This window comes from Cupriavidus ulmosensis (assembly GCF_977008105.1).
The window spans coordinates 570,630-587,991 of sequence record NZ_CDRMWP010000002.1; the positions used below are offsets into that span (position 1 = coordinate 570,630).

At 69.9% G+C, this 17,362-nt stretch carries 14 protein-coding genes and 1 tRNA gene; 1 reads left to right on the top strand and 14 read right to left on the bottom strand.

Annotation, left to right across the window (positions count from 1 at the left end; translation table 11 throughout):
• Positions 1–89: 89 nt before the first annotated feature.
• The 13 genes from selD to ACWTPI_RS22515 all read right to left on the bottom strand — a co-directional run bounded on the left by selD (position 90) and on the right by ACWTPI_RS22515 (position 15,282).
• Positions 90–1,145, bottom strand: a complete 1,056-nt coding sequence (gene selD / locus ACWTPI_RS22455; protein WP_454733992.1) for a selenide, water dikinase SelD — start codon at positions 1,143–1,145, stop codon at positions 90–92.
• Between the two features lie 26 nt (positions 1,146–1,171).
• The gene (locus ACWTPI_RS22460) at positions 1,172–2,296 is read right to left on the bottom strand and encodes a transglutaminase-like domain-containing protein (protein ID WP_020204004.1); all 1,125 of its coding nucleotides are present in this window, start codon (positions 2,294–2,296) and stop codon (positions 1,172–1,174) included.
• A gap of 191 nt (positions 2,297–2,487) precedes the next feature.
• Positions 2,488–3,534: a nucleotidyl transferase AbiEii/AbiGii toxin family protein gene (locus ACWTPI_RS22465; protein WP_454732761.1), complete on the bottom strand. Its 1,047-nt coding sequence runs from the start codon at positions 3,532–3,534 to the stop codon at positions 2,488–2,490.
• A 3-nt stretch (positions 3,535–3,537) separates the two neighbouring features.
• Complete coding sequence (locus ACWTPI_RS22470; protein WP_454732762.1) at positions 3,538–4,227, bottom strand: DUF6088 family protein; 690 nt, start codon at positions 4,225–4,227, stop codon at positions 3,538–3,540.
• 335 nt (positions 4,228–4,562) lie between these two features.
• Positions 4,563–4,808: a hypothetical protein gene (locus ACWTPI_RS22475; protein ID WP_020204001.1), complete on the bottom strand. Its 246-nt coding sequence runs from the start codon at positions 4,806–4,808 to the stop codon at positions 4,563–4,565.
• A gap of 358 nt (positions 4,809–5,166) precedes the next feature.
• Positions 5,167–5,262 (bottom strand) — tRNA-Sec (locus ACWTPI_RS22480).
• A gap of 53 nt (positions 5,263–5,315) precedes the next feature.
• Complete coding sequence (selB, locus tag ACWTPI_RS22485) at positions 5,316–7,247, bottom strand: selenocysteine-specific translation elongation factor (protein ID WP_454732763.1); 1,932 nt, start codon at positions 7,245–7,247, stop codon at positions 5,316–5,318.
• Entirely contained in the window at positions 7,244–8,671 is a 1,428-nt protein-coding gene (gene selA, locus ACWTPI_RS22490; protein ID WP_454733993.1) for an L-seryl-tRNA(Sec) selenium transferase, read from the bottom strand. Before selA ends, selB begins: the two co-directional genes overlap by 4 nt.
• A 26-nt stretch (positions 8,672–8,697) precedes the next feature.
• On the bottom strand, positions 8,698–9,660 hold the full coding sequence (gene fdhE, locus ACWTPI_RS22495) for a formate dehydrogenase accessory protein FdhE (protein WP_454732764.1): 963 nt from the start codon (positions 9,658–9,660) through the stop codon (positions 8,698–8,700).
• 93 nt (positions 9,661–9,753) lie between these two features.
• Positions 9,754–10,395: a formate dehydrogenase subunit gamma gene (locus ACWTPI_RS22500; protein ID WP_454732765.1), complete on the bottom strand. Its 642-nt coding sequence runs from the start codon at positions 10,393–10,395 to the stop codon at positions 9,754–9,756.
• Positions 10,382–11,320: a formate dehydrogenase subunit beta gene (gene fdxH, locus ACWTPI_RS22505; protein ID WP_020203093.1), complete on the bottom strand. Its 939-nt coding sequence runs from the start codon at positions 11,318–11,320 to the stop codon at positions 10,382–10,384. Before fdxH ends, ACWTPI_RS22500 begins: the two co-directional genes overlap by 14 nt.
• A gap of 45 nt (positions 11,321–11,365) precedes the next feature.
• Positions 11,366–14,434 carry a formate dehydrogenase-N subunit alpha gene (fdnG, locus tag ACWTPI_RS22510; protein ID WP_155888070.1) on the bottom strand — a complete coding sequence of 1,023 codons (3,069 nt, stop codon included), beginning with the start codon at positions 14,432–14,434 and terminating at the stop codon, positions 11,366–11,368.
• Positions 14,435–15,126: 692 nt separating this feature from the next.
• On the bottom strand, positions 15,127–15,282 hold the full coding sequence (locus ACWTPI_RS22515; protein ID WP_454732766.1) for a hypothetical protein: 156 nt from the start codon (positions 15,280–15,282) through the stop codon (positions 15,127–15,129).
• A gap of 487 nt (positions 15,283–15,769) precedes the next feature.
• Between ACWTPI_RS22515 and ACWTPI_RS22520 the strand changes: the two genes are divergently transcribed.
• Complete coding sequence (locus ACWTPI_RS22520) at positions 15,770–16,237, top strand: GDP-mannose mannosyl hydrolase (RefSeq protein WP_029044266.1); 468 nt, start codon at positions 15,770–15,772, stop codon at positions 16,235–16,237.
• Between the two features lie 16 nt (positions 16,238–16,253).
• On the opposite strand, the gene galU is transcribed toward ACWTPI_RS22520, so the two are convergent.
• A complete protein-coding gene (gene galU / locus ACWTPI_RS22525; RefSeq protein WP_454732767.1) occupies positions 16,254–17,267 on the bottom strand; it encodes a UTP--glucose-1-phosphate uridylyltransferase GalU in 1,014 nt (337 codons plus the stop codon).
• Positions 17,268–17,362 lie beyond the last annotated feature (95 nt).

Genomic DNA, 17,362 nt, shown 5'->3' on the forward strand with positions numbered 1-17,362 from the left:
AGCTTGTTCGGTTGTCGCGGGCGGCCCGCGCGGGATGCGTTTGGACACGTTGGGATGCGCGCGGCCAGGAAGCACCCGGCCGCCGCCGCTCACACTGTCACGCGCGCCGGCCCCGCCGTGGTCTCGCCGATCACGGCGGCATGCGCGAAGCCTTCGTCGCGGAACACGGCGAGCACGTCGTCCACCGCCGCCGGCGCGCATGCCACCAGCAGGCCGCCGCTGGTCTGCGGATCGGTCAGCAGGGCTTTCTGCGCCGGCGTGATGCTTGCCGCCAGCGCCACCTCGGCGCCGTAGCTGGCCCAGTTGCGCCCCGACGCGCCAGTGACCACGCCCGCGCCGGCCAGCGCCGCCACGCCGGGCAGCAGCGGGATGCGGTCCATCGCCAGCCGCGCGCCCACGCCGCTGCCGCGGCAGACTTCCAGCAGATGGCCGAGCAGGCCGAAGCCGGTCACGTCGGTGAGCGCGTGCACGCCCGCCAGGGCCGCCAGCCGTCGGCCCGGCGTGTTGAGCCGCGTGGTGCTGGCGATCATCTCGCGGTAGCCGTCGGCGTCCAGCTTGTCCTTCTTGATGGCGGCCGACATGATGCCCACGCCGAGCGGCTTGCCGAGGATCAGCACGTCGCCGGGCCGCGCGGCGCTGTTGCGCTTGACGTGGTCGGGGTGCACCAGCCCCATCACCACCAGCCCGTAGATCGGCTCGACCGAGTCGATGGTGTGGCCGCCCGCGACGGGAATGCCCGCCTGCGCGCAGACCGCCTCGCCGCCGGCCAGGATGGTGCCGATGACCTCCGGCGGCAGCTTGTCCACCGGCATGCCGACCAGCGCCAGCGCCATGATCGGCGTGCCGCCCATCGCGTAGACGTCGGAGATGGCGTTGGCCGCGGCGATGCGGCCGAAGTCGTAGGGGTCGTCCACCACCGGCATGAAGAAGTCCGTGGTGGCGACCAGCGCCTGGGTGTCGTTGAGCCTGTAGACGGCGGCGTCGTCGCTGGTCTCGATGCCGACCATCAGCGCGGGCGGCGCCGGGAAGCCGCGCGTGTTCCTGAGGATCTCGGAGAGCACGCCGGGCGCGATCTTGCAGCCGCAGCCGCCGCCGTGGGAAAAGGCCGTCAGCCTGATTGCGCCGGCGGCCGGCCGGTCGGCCATCGTGTTGTTTGCCGTCATGGGTCTCCCTATGCGATGCGGCGCGAGGCGATGCGGTAGCCGAACGCGGCGGGATCGACACTGTCGAGCGTGCCGGCGACGGTCTCGCCGTTCGGGTACATCAGGAACGGCACCGGCGCCGCCTTGCTGCCCGGCAGCGCCACGTCGTGGCCGTGGTTGTAGGCCACCCAGTTCATCTCCCAGGCGCCGAACAGCATCGCGCGCGCCGAGCGCACCTTCCAGTGCGTCATCGGCAGCCCGCCGGGCACCTCCTCGAGCGCCACCTTGCGCACGTCGGCCGGGTCCACCGGCACCCAGCCGTAGCCGGCGTTGTAGAACTCGGCGCGGCAGTGCTGCGCCTTGGAGATGTCGCCGGCCTTGCCCATCGCCTTGAAGCCGTATGCGGAATTGTCCACGCGCACGCCGTAGGCATCGCGCGCCGGAATGCCCGAGGCGCGCGCCAGCGCCACGAACAGCGCGTTGATGTCCGCGCACTTGCCGCCCATGATGCCGCCCGCGCGCAGCATGGCCGCCACGTCGCCCACGCCGCAGCCGCGCACGCTGGCCTCGCGGCAGGTATGGTCGACCACCCATTCGTAGAGCGCGCGGGCGCGCGTCATGTCGTCCGGCGCGCCGGCGGTGATCTGCTGCGCGGTGGCCTTGACGATGCCATCGGTCGGCAGCAGTTGCGTGGGCCGCAGGTATTCGCGCAGGGTCTCGGCCGATTCGCGCGGCCCGCGCGACGACGGCGGCTGGCCGAGATCCGCCTTGCGGTCGCGCAGCGCCACCACGTTGGTCAGCGTGGCATGCAGCGGCTGGCCTTCGGCGGCGGCGGGCCAGTTCAGCGCCAGCATGCGCACGTCGTAGCCGGGCGCGCGGGTGTCTTCCGCGCGTGCGCCGGGCGCGGCCCAGGTGGTGGACAGCGTGCGCTGGTAGTCGCCGATCCGCCCGGCGGTGATCGGCACCCACACGCTGGCCGGCGCGGCCGCGGGCGGCAGCGTCACCTCCGTGGTGACTTCATAGACACGCCAGCCCTCGGCGGCCGGCAACGCCTCGGCGCCTGGCGCGCCGGCGCGGGCCAGCCCGGGAATCCCGGCTGCGCCCGCCAGCACGGGCGCGGCGGCGCCCGCTTTCAGGAAAGAACGACGGTCCATTTGCATTCCTCCGGTTCGGTGGCCTGGGCGGTGCGCGGCGGTCGCGGCGGTACGCCTGACCAATGCATAGTAGGCCGCCGGGGCGGAAGGGGGGAGCAAAAAAGTGCCGGGCAGGGGGCTGGGAGCGGCGGGAGAGTGCGGGAGGGCCGATGGGCGAAACATCGGTCGGCGGGCTGGCCGGCTAGCCGATGCTACGAGCCGATGACATTGACGGCCTGTTCCAGGCGGGCAGCGGCATCGAGCACCGCATCGAATGCCGGCGCGTTGCCAAAGACCATGCCCGCCATCGCCGCGTAGTCCCTTGCCAGCGCATCGCGCATGGCTCCCGCCGGGACCAGGGTGAACGCGCCGGGCCGCGCGGCGTCGAGTCCCAGGTCCGCGCTGCCGAAGAAGAGTCTTGCGTGTCGCACGCAGTCCAGGGCAAGCAGGCCATCGCCGGTCCAGCCATGCGCCGTGGCAATTCGCAAGAGCTGGTGCAGGTCGTAGTAATGGCGGGAAACCCGCTGGCCGCCATGCCGGAGTTCGGCGCGGCGGTCGTGCCATTGCCGCAGTCCGTGCACGATGATGATCTTGTCCCAGAACGTGCGTTTCGCTTCTACGGTGGTGATGTCCGGCACGGCCAGGTCCAGCCCCGGCACGTCGCCGGCAACGTAGGGCGTGACACTGGCGGGGACGTGCGGATCGAGGGCCGACTTGGCTCCCGACTCGATCTTGACGGCCGAGCGGACGTAGCCTCCCGCCTCCTGCGTGACGGCGGGGTACCAGAAAAGCAGGCTCTGGCGATCCGCATCGCCCGGGTCCGGCTCAAGCAGGAAACGCCCTTCGCCGATTGCCGCGAGAGCGCACGCGCTTATCCGAGTTCTCAGGGCGCCGGCGACATAGGCCTGGCAGGCTTCCTTGATCGCGTTGAGCCGCTCGCGGCGCTTCTTCCCGCTCAGCGCATCAAGTTCGGCGGCGCTCGCCTGCTGGCCAAGATCGTCGCGAAAGACCGTGACGTCGATGTCTTCCGAAAAGCGGGTAATCAGGCCGAATGCCTTGGACAGGGAAGTGCCGCCCTTGAACAGCAATCGCGGCCCGCCGTCGGGCAGCCGGTTGAACAGTACGTCCAGGGTCCAGCACACCCAGAAATCCTTCTCGACGTTCTGCACGGCCGTGCCCAGGCGCGTGGCGGTGCGCAGGAACAGGTCGCGCCGGTCGGCATCGGAAGCCGCGAGGATTTGCCGGTAGGCCTGGTTCAACCTTTACCCCGGCATGTCCGCGGCGGCGGCGGCCGGCGCCGGTGTCGGCCTGCGGTGCGCGGGCGGGGCGTCCGCGTGGAGCAGATCCCGCGCGATGTCCTGCATCCAGGCCGGCATCATCGACAGCCCGCCCGCAAGATCCTCGCGGATCGCATCGCCGTTCGCCGAGCCGGCGAGGACATCCCGCAACCGGCCGAGGATGTGGGCGCGGTCGGATGCCAGCATGTCCTTCAGCCAGTAAAGGGCCTGCACCACGCGCATGGCGGGGCGGCCTGCCCAGTACAGGCGGCTTGGCGCGGTGTGTTTGAACTGGATATCCAGGTTGCCTAGCCGCACGCCACGGCGCCGGGCATCCGTATGGACGACGACGCGGGCGGGAACGGCATCGGTCAGCCCCAGGTCGTTCGCCGCCGTCAGGCCGTCCACCAGCATCCGCAACTGGTCCCGCCGCGCGATTGCCGCTATCACGGCGCGATAGTCCGGCGTGGTGGGACTGTTCGTCAGCTGGTTCATCGAGGGCCGGTCGTAGAGGCCTCGTTCGATTCGCCGCAGTTCTCCTGCCGCGACCATGCGCTGCAATACCTTGTCGATCGCATCCCGGTTTCCGAGATCGGCGAAATCGGACGGCACCCAAACCTGGCTGCATGCGGCGGCATCGATCAATGCGGAGATTCTGGACTTGAGGGCGGACATGTGGGGCTCCTTGTCCGATATTTGTATATTTTTTCCAGACAACTGGCAAGCCATCTGTCCGTAAAAAAGTATCAAATTTCGGACAACATTGAGCGGATCATGGTGCACTTTGTCGTGACCGACTGAAGAACGGAGACTGGCGCCGGCAACAGTTGCCGCGAATGACCAGTTCCTTCTTCCGAGCACGAAAGGTCGGACCGCGTTCGCCGTCTCGAAAGGCCGCAAATGAGGTCTCTTGAGATTCCGATCAGAAGAAGATTCAGGCTGCCCGCCTGATCTGCCCGAAGCGGTGCGGGCTCTGCAGCCACGCCCTCGTCCGCATACCCCCTCTTGCCTCACTCGCCAAGCGCCGGAATGCTCCCCTCCTGCACCAGGATGCGCGGCGACCCCATCTCGCCCGTTTCCTCGTCCACCAGCACTTCGTAGGCGGCGACGCCGGCGAAGCTGGACGCCATTGCGCTGGCGATGCGGATGGCGCCGACCTCGCTGGAGGCCTGGCGGATCTCGCCGGGCTGGAGCGAGTCGCCTTTGCCCTGACGGTATGGCACGACGATGTACTTGATGGCGCGGGTATCGGACATGACGGCGACTCTCCGGATGGTGGCTGCGTTAATCAGGTAATGCAGCGGTTTGGATACTGTACGAATATACAGTGTATGGGCCATCCTGGGCCGAGTGCATATAGTTGAGTTTACTGTATGGATATACAGTAATCGGATCGGGGCCTCGTCCCCGCGCCGGGGCAGGGATTCGCTGACGATCTGGAGGGCGAGGCGTGGCGCGTGGCGGACGATCTCCGGCCGGAGGCCGGGCATCATTTCGCCAGTCTGGCGCAGCCGGGCGCCATCCAATCTCGAAAACCCGCGGGAAAGGCAAGAAAGCGCGCCCTGTGCAAATCCTTGCCTGTTGCCGTGTCCGGCAAGAAACCGGAAAACCTCGTGGCGGAAAGCAGCAGGAGTCGAACCTACCTGGGAACGGCTGACGCCCCCAACCGGGTTTGAAGCCCGGCCGCATCACCGGATACGCATGCCTTCCTTCGCGGACTACATGGACTTGCGGGTGCTACAGGACTGCACGGACTGCACGGACTACACGCGGCCGGCACCGGCCTGCCACGCATTGCCGGGCCGCAGCACGCGGCCGTTGCCGACGCGCCGAGTGTAGCCGACGCGGTCGAAGAACTCCAGAATCTGGATGGCGCGCTTGCGGCCCAGCGCGGTGGCGTCGCGAAAGCGCACCGCGTCGGCGCTGCCATGTTGCGCGATCAGCGTGGCGACCAGCGCGGCCAGTTCGCGCACGCGGCCGTCGTCGTAGAACAGGTCGGGCACGATCTGGTGCAGCGTGCCCTGGCGCGCCATCCGGCGCAATAGCTGGCGCATCCTGTCTTCCGGCACGTTGCGGGCCGCGGCGAGTTCGCGCACCCAGGGCGGGTCGTAGCCGCCGGCCGCCAGCATCGGCGCGATGCGCTGCGCCAGCGCGAGGTCTTCGTCCGACAGCGTGACGGCGTGCGACGGCAGTTGCAGCCACGCGCCGTTGCGGCGCAGGGCGCCTTGTCCGACCAGCGTGTCGAGCAGCGCGCCCCAGGCCGCGTCCGGCAGCGCCGGCGCGCCGGCGAGGGCCGCGCGGCGCAGGGCGCCGGCGTCGAGGCCGGGTTCGTCGGGCAGGCGCGCGTGGAACGCGGCCAGCGTGTCGAGCACGGTGCGCTGCAGCGCCTGCCAGTGCGCGGCGAGGATGACGCAGGCATCGGCATGTCCCGCCGCGGGCACGGTCAGCGCGTCGGCCGGCAGCCGCCAGCCGGCCGGGCCGCTGCCGGTCAGGCAGGCCAGGCGCGCGGTGGCGATGCCGTGGGTGGCCTGCGCCAGCAGCGGCGCCAGCCCGGCGCCTTCGGTCATTTCCCGCAGCGCCCGCAGCCACGCCAGGCGCCGCGCGGTGCGGCGGCGTCGCTCGGGCGCGAACGGGTCGAGCACGGTGCCGCCGCCCACGGTCTGGCTGGCCTGCGCGTTGCGCACGATGAAGCGGTCGCCGGGCAGCGCGCAGACCGGCGCGGCGAACACCAGCTGGGCCAGCGCGGTGCCGCCCGGTTCCAGCGCTTCGGTGTCGAGCAGCACGGCGTTGGCCAGCTGGTGCGTGGTGCCGAGGTGGACGTGCAGCGGCGTCCAGTGCGCGAGCCGCAGGTCCGCCTGCGGCAGCAGGGCGAGCGAGACGTCGATGCGGACCGAGGGCGCGACCAGCGCGGGATCGGCTATCCAGTCGCCGCGGTTGACCGCGTCCTTGTCGATGCCGGCCAGGTTGAGCGCGCAGCGCTGCCCGGCGCGGCCGGTGTCGGCGGGGCGCTGCTGCGCGTGGATGCTGCGCACACGCGCCGGCTTGCCGGACGGCGCGACCTGCATGGTGTCGCCAACGCGGACCTGGCCGCCGAGGACCGTGCCGGTGACGACCGTGCCGTGGCCGGGCAGCGTGAACACGCGGTCCACCGCCAGCCGGAACAGGCCGTCCGCGCCGCGCGGCGGCACCTGCTGCGCGGCTTCGTGCAGCCAGGCGCGCAGCGCGGCCACGCCGGCGTCGCCGGCGCGCGTGGCGTCGAGCGCGAACACCGGCGCGCCGGCGAACGGCGTGCCGGCCAGCAGCGCCGCGATCTCGCCGCGCACCGCGTCGAGGCGCGCGGCGCCGGCGCGGTCGGCCTTGGTCAGCGCCACCGCGGCGCGCGCGATGCCGAGCCGCTCGACGATGGCCACGTGCTCGCGCGTCTGCGGCATCACGCCGTCGTCGGCGGCGACCACCAGCAGCGCCAGGTCGATGCCGCTGGCGCCGGCGGCCATCGTGTGGATCAGGCGCTCGTGGCCGGGCACGTCGACATAACCGAGCACGTCGCCGTTGGGCAGCGGCGTGTAGGCATAACCGAGCGCGATGGAGATGCCGCGCGCCTTCTCTTCCTTGAGGCGGTCGGTGTCGACGCCGGTCAGCGCATGCACCAGGGTGGTCTTGCCGTGGTCGATGTGCCCGGCGGTGCCGACGATCATGGGCGCAGCGCCTGCCACTGGGCGCAGAAGGCGGCCTCGTCGGCCTGTTCCAGGCAGCGCAGGTCCAGCCACAGGGTCTGGTCGGCGACGCGGCCGATGACGGGGCGGGGCAGCGCGCGCAGCGCCGCTTCGAGCCGCTGCAGCTGGCGCCCGGCGCCGGCGCGGCGCCCGCCTGCCGCCGTGATGGCCAGGCCGTGGCTCGGCAACTGGCTGCCCGGCTGCGCGCCGCTGCCGACCTGGCTGAACATCGGCGCGTCCGCGACGAGGTAGGCGTCGCCGAGCGCCGGCTGCAGCAGCGGGCGCAGGCGCAGCGCCTGCGCGTGCAGGTCCGGCGCCGCGCGCGTGAGCAGGCGCAGCGTGGGCAGGCTGTCGGCCAGCAGCTCGGGCGCGCGGTAGAGCCGCAGCACGGGCTCGAGCGCGGCCAGCGTCAGCTTGCCCACGCGCAGCGCGCGCTTGAGCGGGTTCTTCTTGATCTTGCGGATCAGCTCGGCGCGCCCGACGATCAGCCCGGCCTGCGGCCCGCCGAGCAGCTTGTCGCCGCTGAAGGTCACGAGGCTGGCGCCGGCCTCGATGGTCTCGCGCACCGTGGTCTCGGGCGGCAGGCCCCAGCGCGTGAGGTCCACCAGCGTGCCGCTGCCGAGGTCCACCACCACCGGCAGGCCGTGCGGCGCGGCCAGCGCCGCCACCTCGGCCACCTCCACGCTGCGCGTGAAGCCGGTCACCTGGTAGTTGCTGCAATGGACCTTCATCAGCAGCGCGGTGCGCGGGCCGATGGCGTCGGCGTAGTCGTGCGGATGGGTGCGGTTGGTGGTGCCCACCTCGACCAGCCGCGCGCCGGCGCGCTGCATGATGTCGGGGATGCGGAAGGCGCCGCCGATCTCGACCAGCTCGCCGCGCGAGACCACCACCTCGCGCCGCTGCGCCAGCGCGTTGAGCATCAGCAGCACGGCCGCGGCGTTGTTGTTGACCACGGTCGCGGCCTCGGCGCCGGTGAGCTCGCACAGCAGGTCCTCGACGAGGTCGTCGCGGTCGCCGCGCGCGCCGCTGGCGAGGTCGAATTCCAGGTTGGCCGGCGCGGTCAGCGCGCGCGCCACCGCCTGCACCGCGCTGTCGGGCAGCAGGGCGCGGCCGAGGTTGGTATGCAGCACGGTGCCGGTGAGGTTGAACACCGCGCGCAGGCGCGGCTCGGCGGCGCGCGCCAGCGCCGCGCCCAGCGCGTCGGCCAGCGCCCGGGGCGCCACCGCGCCGGCCGCCAGCCGCCCGGCGAGCGCCTGCGCGCGGCAGCCGTCGAGCAGGCCGCGCAGCGTGGCCGTAACCTGGGTGCGGCCGTGGCTGGCCAGCAGCGGCTGCAGCTCGGGCGCGTTGAGCAGGCGGTCGAGCGAGGGAATGTCCGCCGGCCCGGCGAGGGCGGGCGCGGTGGGCATGGCGGGCGTGCCATCGTCGAGCGCGCTCAAGACTGCGCTCCCTGCCACAGCAGCGGGTTGCCGCTGGCGCGCGCGTAGCCGGCCTCGCCCATCAGCACGTCCAGCGCCAGCGTGGCGAGGTCGTCGGCGACGGGCTCGACCTCCATGTCCTTTTCCATGTAGCAGATCTTGCGGTAGGTATGGCAGTGCTCGCAGGACTCGGCCTTGACCGCGTGCAGGCCGTCGCTTTTTTCCGTGGCCTCGCGCCGGGCCGTCTCGTTCTCGGCGACGTGGTAGGTGATGCCCTCGGTGGATTCGCAATGGCTGCACTTGATGCGCACCATGTGCCATTCGGTGGCGCACAGCGCGCAATGGAGATAGCGCAGGCCCTGGTAGCGCCCGCCGATGCGCACGATGCTGGCCACCGGCAGCGTGCCGCATGCCGGGCACACGGTGTGCACGTCGAGCGCCGGCACGTCGGCCTCGGCGAGCTGGCTGGCCCGGCTGGTCCAGCCGACCTGGAGCGCGGCCATCAGGAACGGCGCGATGGCGGGGTCGGCTTCGTCGTCGCGCCCGCCCAGCAGGGCCTGCGCCTGGGCGGCCAGCGCATGCGATGGCAGCGCGGCCAGCCGCGCGAGCGCCGCGGTGGCCGCCGCCGGCAGGCCGGGCGCGACCTGCAAGGCGGCCAGCAGCGCCACCAGCGCGGCGTGCCACGCGCCGTCGCCGTGGCCGCCGGCGGCGGCCAGCGGCGGCATGCGATGCTCGCGCGCCAGCGCGATGGCGTGCGCGTCGGGCGGCGGCAAGTCCAGGCTGGCGGCGGCCGCTTCCTGGGCCTCGGCCACGGTGGCCATCAGGGCGAGATAGGCGCCGATCGGGTTGCCGCCGGCAAGCTGGCGCAGGCGCTGCGCGCGCGCGGCGAAGACGCCGGCGCGCGGCGGCAGGCGCAGGCGCGCCAGCGCGACGTGGTCGAGCGACTCGATTTCGTGGGGTTGGAGAATGCGCTGCACCATGATCGTCCCGGTTCCGTGGAACGGCATCCCGGCGGGGACGCCGCAGGCGCCGCCGGTGCGGGCGGCAGCCTGCGTCCGGCGCTGTTTGTGGCGCTACTTGTTGCCTTGCCTGAAGACTTCCCGGAACCACGCGCGGTGGTGCTTCCAGGCCCATCCGTAAGTCACCGTGCCGCGCGTCATGGCCGCGACCGAGCCCTTGACCCACAACGCCGCATAGATGTGGACAATGATGCCGCAAATCAGCGCGAAGGCGCAAATGGCGTGCACCACCGCCGAGACGCGGATGACCTCGATGGGGAAATACGCGGAGAAGTAGACGCGCCAGATCACGATGCCCGACAGCAGCAGCAACGGCATGCACAGCACCATCAGGAAGAACAGCAGCTTCTGGCCGGCGTTGTAGCGCCCGACCTCGGGCAGCGCTTCCTCGTGGTTGGCGAGCACGTCGCCGGCGTGGCGCAGCCACACGCGGTCGTTGGCGTTGAGCATGTTGTGGCGCCAGAAGCGCAGCACCAGCAGCACGAACGAGACGAACATCAGCACGCCCAGGAACGGGTGCAGGATGCGCGTCCAGGTGCCGCCGCCGAGCACGTTGCTCAGCCAGAGCATCGACGGGTGGAACAGCGCCAGCCCGGACAGCGCCAGCAGGACGAAGCTGATGGCGACGATCCAGTGGTTGGTGCGCTCGCCGGCGGTGTAGCGCAGGATCAGGCCGGGCCTGTCAGCGGGTTTCATGGCGTCCCTCCTCGTCGGCCGCGCGCGGCTCGCGGGCCAGTTCCGCGCGCGCGGCTTCCTCGTCTTCCTCGCTGGTCTCGTTGGGGCCGACGCGGATGTAGTGGAAGAAGCCCGCCAGCGCGGTGACGGCGATGCCGGCCACCGCGAGCGGCTTGGCCAGGCCCTTCCACAGGCCCACCAGCGGGCTGATGCGCGGCGTGTCGGGCAGGCCGTGGTAGAGCGAAGGCTGGTCGGCGTGGTGCAGCACGTACATCACGTGCGTGCCGCCCACGCCCGCGGGGTCGTACAGGCCGGCCTTGTCGAAGCCGCGCGATTTGAGGTCGACGATGCGCTCCTCGGCATGCTGCTTCATGTCTTCCTTGGTGCCGAAGACGATGGCGCCGGTCGGGCAGGTCTTCACGCAGGCGGGTTCCTGGCCCACCCCGACGCGGTCCGAGCACAGCGTGCACTTGTAGGCCTTGTGGTCCTGCTTCGAGATGCGCGGAATGTTGAACGGGCAGCCGGTGATGCAGTAGCCGCAGCCGATGCAGTTCTCTTCCTGGAAGTCGACGATGCCGTTGGTGTACTGCACGATGGCGCCCGGCGAGGGGCAGGCCTTGAGGCAGCCGGGATCGTCGCAGTGCATGCAGCCGTCCTTGCGGATCAGCCATTCGAGGTTGCCGTTGGGGTTCTCGTATTCGGAGAAGCGCATCACGGTCCAGGAATGGTCGCTCAGGTCGGCCGGGTTGTCGTAGACGCCCACGTTGTGGCCGATTTCGTCGCGCAGGTCGTTCCATTCCATGCACGCCGCCTGGCAGGCCTTGCAGCCGATGCACTTGGTGGTGTCGATCAGCTTGGCCACGGTGCCGGTCGCCGGCGCGCGCACCTGCGTCGACGGCGTGGTGGTGGCCGAGCGCCGGCGGATGTCGAGAGACTGCAGTGCCATGACGTTCCCCTGTGTCCCTTATGTCCCTATGTTCCCGCGTCTTCGCTAGGCCTTCTCGACCTTCACCAGGAAGGACTTGAACTCCGGCGTCTGCGTATTGCCGTCGCCCACCGACGGGGTCAGCGTGTTGGTGATGAAGCCCGGCCGCGCCAGCCCGGTGAAGCCCCAGTGGATCGGGATGCCCACCGTGTGCAGCGTCTTGCCGTCCACCTGCAGCGCCCTGAGCCGCTTGGTGACCACCGCCACCGCCTTGATGAAGCCGCGGTTGGACGACACCTTGACGCGGTCGCCCGCGACGATGCCGAGCTCCTTCGCCAGCGCCTCGCCGATCTCCACGAACTGCTCGGGCTGGAGGATGGCGTTGATGCGCGCGTGCTTGGTCCAGCCGTGGAAATGCTCGGTGAGCCGGTAGGTGGTGGCGACGTGCGGGAACTGCGCGACCTTGCCCATCGCCGCGAGGTCGTCCTTGAACACGCGCGCGGCCGGGTTGCTGGTGGCCTGCGGCTGCTTGTCGTTGAGCGGGTTGTAGCCCAGCGGCGTCTCGAACGGCTCGTAGTGTTCCGGGAACGGCCCCTCGGCCATGCCGGCGCGGGCGAAGAAGCGCGCCACGCCTTCCGGGTTCATGATGAACGGCCCCATGCCGCCGGCCGGGTCTTCGTCGGCCTTGAAGTCCGCCACGTCGGCGCCGCCCCACGCGGTGCCGTTCCAGCCGATCAGCTTGCGCGCCGGGTTGAACGGCTTGCCGGCCGGATCGCACGAGGCGCGGTTGTACAGCACGCGGCGGTTGGCCGGCCACGCCCAGGCCCAGTTCAGGGTCTGGCCGATGCCGGTGGGGTCCGTATTGTCGCGCCGCGCCATCTGGTTGCCGGCGCTGGTCCAGGCGCCGCAGAAGATCCAGCAGCCGCTGGCGGTGCTGCCGTCGTCGCGCAGCTCGGCGAAGCCGCTCAACTGCTCGCCCGCGCGCCGCGTCACCTTGGCGGGGTCCTTGGGATCCTTGAGCTCGGCGATGGCGCGGCCGGAGTATTCGCGGGCCAGTTCTTCCGGGTTCGGGCTGTACGGGTCCGCGTAGGGCCAGGTCAGGTTGAGGATCGGGTCGGGGAACTTGCCGCCGTCGGCCTGGTACATCTTGCGCATGCGCAGGAACAGCCCGGCCATGATCTCCAGGTCGCTGCGCGCCTCGCCCGGCGGCTCGGCGCCTTTCCAGTGCCATTGCAGCCAGCGCCCGGAGTTGACCAGCGCGCCGTTTTCCTCGGCGAAGCAGGTGGTGGGCAGGCGGAACACCTCGGTCTGGATCCGCGCCGGGTCGACGTCGTTCATCTCGCCGGCGTGGCGCCAGAACTCGGAGGTCTCGGTGGCCAGCGGGTCCATCACGATCAGGAACTTGAGCCTGGCCAGCCCGGCCGCGAGCTTGGCCTTGTTGGGCGCGGCCACCAGCGGGTTGAAGCCCTGCGCGATGTAGCCGTTCATCTTGCCCTGGTTCATCAACTCGACCACCTGCAGCAGGTCGTACAGCTTGTCGAGCTTGGGCAGGTAGTCGTAGGCCCAGTGGTTGTCCGCGGTGGCGGCGTCGCCCCACCACGCCTTCATCAGGCTGACGTGGAACTTGGGGTAGTTCTGCCAGTAGCTGAGCTGGTTGGGTCGCAGCGGCTTGAGCGCGCGCGCGGCGATGTACTTGTCGTAGTCCTGCTCGGGCTCGCTCGGCAGCGTCATGTAGCCGGGCAACTGGTTGGACAGCAGCCCCAGGTCGGTCAGGCCCTGGATGTTGGAGTGGCCGCGCAGCGCGTTCATGCCGCCGCCGGACACGCCGATGTTGCCCAGCAGCAGCTGCACCATCGCGCCGGTGCGGATGATCTGCGAGCCGATCGAGTGCTGCGTCCAGCCCAGCGCGTACATGATGGTCATGGCGCGCGTGGGCGTGGCGGTGGACGCCATCATCTCGCATACGGCGAGGAACTTGTCCTTTGGCGTGCCGCACACGCGCTCCACCATCTCGGGCGTGTAGCGCGCGTAGTGCTGCTTGAGCAGGTTGAAGACGCAGCGCGGGTGCGCCAGCGTGGGATCGGTCCTGACGAAGCCGTCGTCGCCGCGCTCGTAGTCCCAGGTGGTCTTGTCGTAGCTGCGCTTGCCGGCGTCATAGCCGGAGAAGATGCCCTGGTCGAAGGCGAAGTCCTCGCGCACGATGAAGGTGAAGTCCGTGTAGTGCTTCACGTACTCGTGCTGGATCTTGTCGTTGGCCAGCAGGTAGCGGATCACGCCGCCCAGGAACACGATGTCGCTGCCCGTGCGGATCGGCACGTACAGGTCCGCCACCGAGGCCGAGCGCGTGAAGCGCGGGTCCACCACGATCAGCCGGGCCTTGTTGTGCGCCTTGGCCTCCGTCACCCACTTGAAGCCGCACGGGTGCGCCTCGGCCGCGTTGCCGCCCATCACCAGCACCACATCCGCGTTCTTGATGTCGACCCAATGGTTCGTCATCGCACCGCGGCCAAACGTCGGGGCAAGACCTGCCACCGTCGGGCCGTGTCAGACGCGCGCCTGGTTGTCGAAGCCCAGCATCCCCATGCTGCGGATGGTCTTCTGCGTGAGGTAGCCCACCTCGTTGCTGCTGGCCGAGGCCGCCAGCATGCCGGTGGTCAGCCAGCGGTTGACCGTCTTGCCGTCGGCGGTCTTGTCGACGAAGTTGGCGTCGCGGTCTTCCTTGAGGCGCTTGGCGATGCGGTCCAGCGCATCGTCCCACGACAGCCGCACCCACTTGTCCGAGCCGGGCGCGCGGTATTCCGGGTATTTCAGCCGGCTGGGGCTGTGGATGAAGTCGATCAGCCCGGCGCCCTTCGGGCACAGCGTGCCGCGATTGACCGGATGATCGGCGTCGCCCTCGATGTGGATCACGCTGGCGGTGGCGTTCTTGGCGCCGTCCCCCAGGCTGTACATCAGCAGGCCGCAGGCCACGGAGCAATACGGGCAGGTGTTGCGCGTCTCGGTGGCGCGGGCCAGCTTGTAGGCCCGCACCTCCGCCAGCGCCTCGCCCGGCGAGAATCCCATCAAGGCCAGGCTGGAGCCCGCCAGGGATGCGCCGGTTATCTTCAGAAACTGGCGCCTGTTCATCGTAACCATGAGAACTCTCCTGGACATGGCGACAACGGTGGGGGTTTTGCGTCTTGTTCCAGAGAGTATAGGCAGGGAAATGCACAAGCGGGACGCGTGCTTTCCCGATCAAGCATGGTCGTTGGTGGATACGACAGTGCGGAACGATGGCAGGTGACGCCGAGGCCACCGCCCGTCAAGCGGGAGCCACCACGCCCACCACGAAACCACGCCGGTGCTACGCCGTGGCGACCCAAACCGGTCGCGGCAGCAGCCCGAACCACCCAAACCGCCCGAGCCTCAAGGCCCACAGAAAGCCCAAACAGAAAACCCGACCCAGGAGAAGAAAGCGACTCCCGAAACCCAAGAAACAAGCAAAAAAACCAATAAAAAAGGCCACTCCGAAGAATGGCCCTTTACACCCCGCGACATCCACACCCCGTCGTTCCAACCCTGCACGCTCTATGGCCTGCATCGGGTACCCTGGAACCCCGCTGCGAAGATCGGTAACGATGCCGTCCACGCGGACAATTCGCCGGTGGCCCAGTTCTCAGACTTATGCATACATTTACTGCGGCTCGTTACGTGGGAAATCATAAGTATCGTCTATAAGACATGATGTCGAGAATAACCCATATTTTCGGGCTCTGTTCCGGCACTCGGACCGGGCCGCCTCGTGGCTGATTCGGTCGTTATGTGATTTTTAAATCATAAGGCGGGCATCACTGCCCCATCCGGCGCTCGCGCAACTGCTGTTCCAGCCGGGAGATGCACAGGTCCACGCGCGAGCGCTTGCGCAGATAGCGGATGCCGAGCGCGGCGAACAACACTGCGGTAACGGCGCACAGCGCCGCCAGGAGGGTCAGGTCGGATTGCATGGGGGTCTGCGTGGGGTTCGGGCGTGCCCCGCGGGCGCGCGGTGATACCCGGGCGCCTGCGCCGGGCATGCGGCAGGCCACTCCCGGCCGCTCCCGCAATAACGTCAGCCACCGGGCAGTCTGAAGGGATACCCAACCTCTGGGTGGATTGGAAAAATCCGGCGGCCGCTGGTGGTCCGCCGGTGGCCCGCGGACCGGACCGTCGCCTTCCGCCAATCGTTCGCTTGTGGCAGCGCGCGGTGCGCTAGCCCACGTTATGATCGCGCGGACGCGGTTAGGCTCGGAACGTCGCGCTCAGGTCTGACCCACTTGCGCGCGTTTTGCGCCTCGCCTATCCCCCGGTGGGCGGGGCGCCTTTCTGCGCCGGCGAGGGTGCGTCGACGGTTCCCGGTCATTCCCCCTTGCGCCGGCGCCGTCCCGCGTTTCGCCGGCTGCCGCGCCGCTGCCGCTTTTTCCACTGCCATCATTTTTCCTGGAGCCGCCATCCATGCTCGGTGCTATGGATTTCCTCGCCGTGGTGCGCCACGCCCCGCTGGTGTCGATCGACCTGATCGTCACCGATGCCCGGGGCCGCGCGCTGCTCGGCCGCCGCCGCAACCGTCCCGCGCGCGACACGTGGTTCGTGCCGGGCGGGCGCATCCGCAAGGACGAAAGCCTCGATGCGGCATTCCGGCGCATCGTCGCGGACGAGCTCGGCATTGCCGGCGCCGAGCGCGCCGGCGCGGTGGCGCGCGGCGTGTTCGAGCATCACTACCCGGACAACTTCGCCGGGGAGCCGGGCGTCACCACGCACTACGTCGTGCTGGCCTACGCCTGGACGATGCCGGACGAGGCGCAGGGCGGCGGGGAGGCGGCGGGCATGCCGGAACAGCACAGCGCCTACCGCTGGATGACGCCCGGGGAACTGCTCGGCCGCGACGACGTGCACGAGAACACCAAGGCCTACTTCCGCTGAAGCCGGCCCGCGCCGTTCAGGCGGCCTCGGGCACCAGCCCGGCGCGTTGCGCGGCGCGGGCGGCGGCCGTGCTGGCCGCGGCTTGCGTGGCCTGCGTGGCTTCCGTGGGTTGAGTGGCTTGCGCGGCTTCGCTGGTTTTCGCGGGCGCTGGCTGCGCGAACACGGCGCATTCGTCGCGCAGGTATTCGGCGAACGGCGCCGCCACCTCGGGATGGCGCAGCGCGAACTCCACCGTGGCCTTCAGGTAGCCGAGCTTGCTGCCGCAGTCGAAGCGCCGGCCTTCGTAGCGGTAGGCCAGCGCCTGCTCGTGGGCGAGCAGCACCTGGATCGCGTCGGTCAGTTGCAGCTCGCCGCCCGCGCCCGGCGCGAGCGCGCCGAGGTGCGCGAAGATGCTGGGCATCAGCACGTAGCGGCCCACCACGCCGAGGTTGGACGGCGCCGCCTCGGGCGCGGGCTTCTCCACGATGCCGGACATCTTGAACACGCGCTCGTCCCACGGCTTGCCGTCGATCACGCCATAGGAGCGGGAGTCCTGCGGCGCGATCGCCTCCACGCCGATGACGCTGCTGTGATAGTGGTCGAAGACCTCGATCATCTGCTTGAGCACGGGCGTGCGCGCGTCGAGCAGGTCGTCGGCCAGGATCACCGCGAACGGCTCGTCGCCGATCAGCTTGCTGGCGCAGCGCACCGCGTGGCCGAGCCCGAGCGGCTCGGCCTGCCGCACGTAGAAGCAGTCGACGTGGGCGGGCTTGATGCCGCGCACCAGGTCCAGCAGCGCCTGTTTGCCGCGCGCCAACAGTTCGGCCTCCACCTCGTAGGATTTGTCGAAGTGGTCCTCGATGGCGCGCTTGCTGCGCCCGGTGACGAAGATCAGCTCGGTGATGCCGGCCGCGATGGCTTCCTCCACGGCGTACTGGACCAGCGGCTTGTCGACCACCGGCAGCATCTCCTTCGGGCTTGCCTTGGTGGCGGGAAGGAAGCGCGTGCCTAGGCCGGCCACCGGAAATACGGCTTTCCTGATCTTGAGCATGGATCTACCCCCGTCGTGTGGTTGCCCGGCCGAGGCGGCCGCGGCGCGGCTTGCCCAGGTGCAGCCAGCGTATCGCCGTGGCCAGACGGGCATCT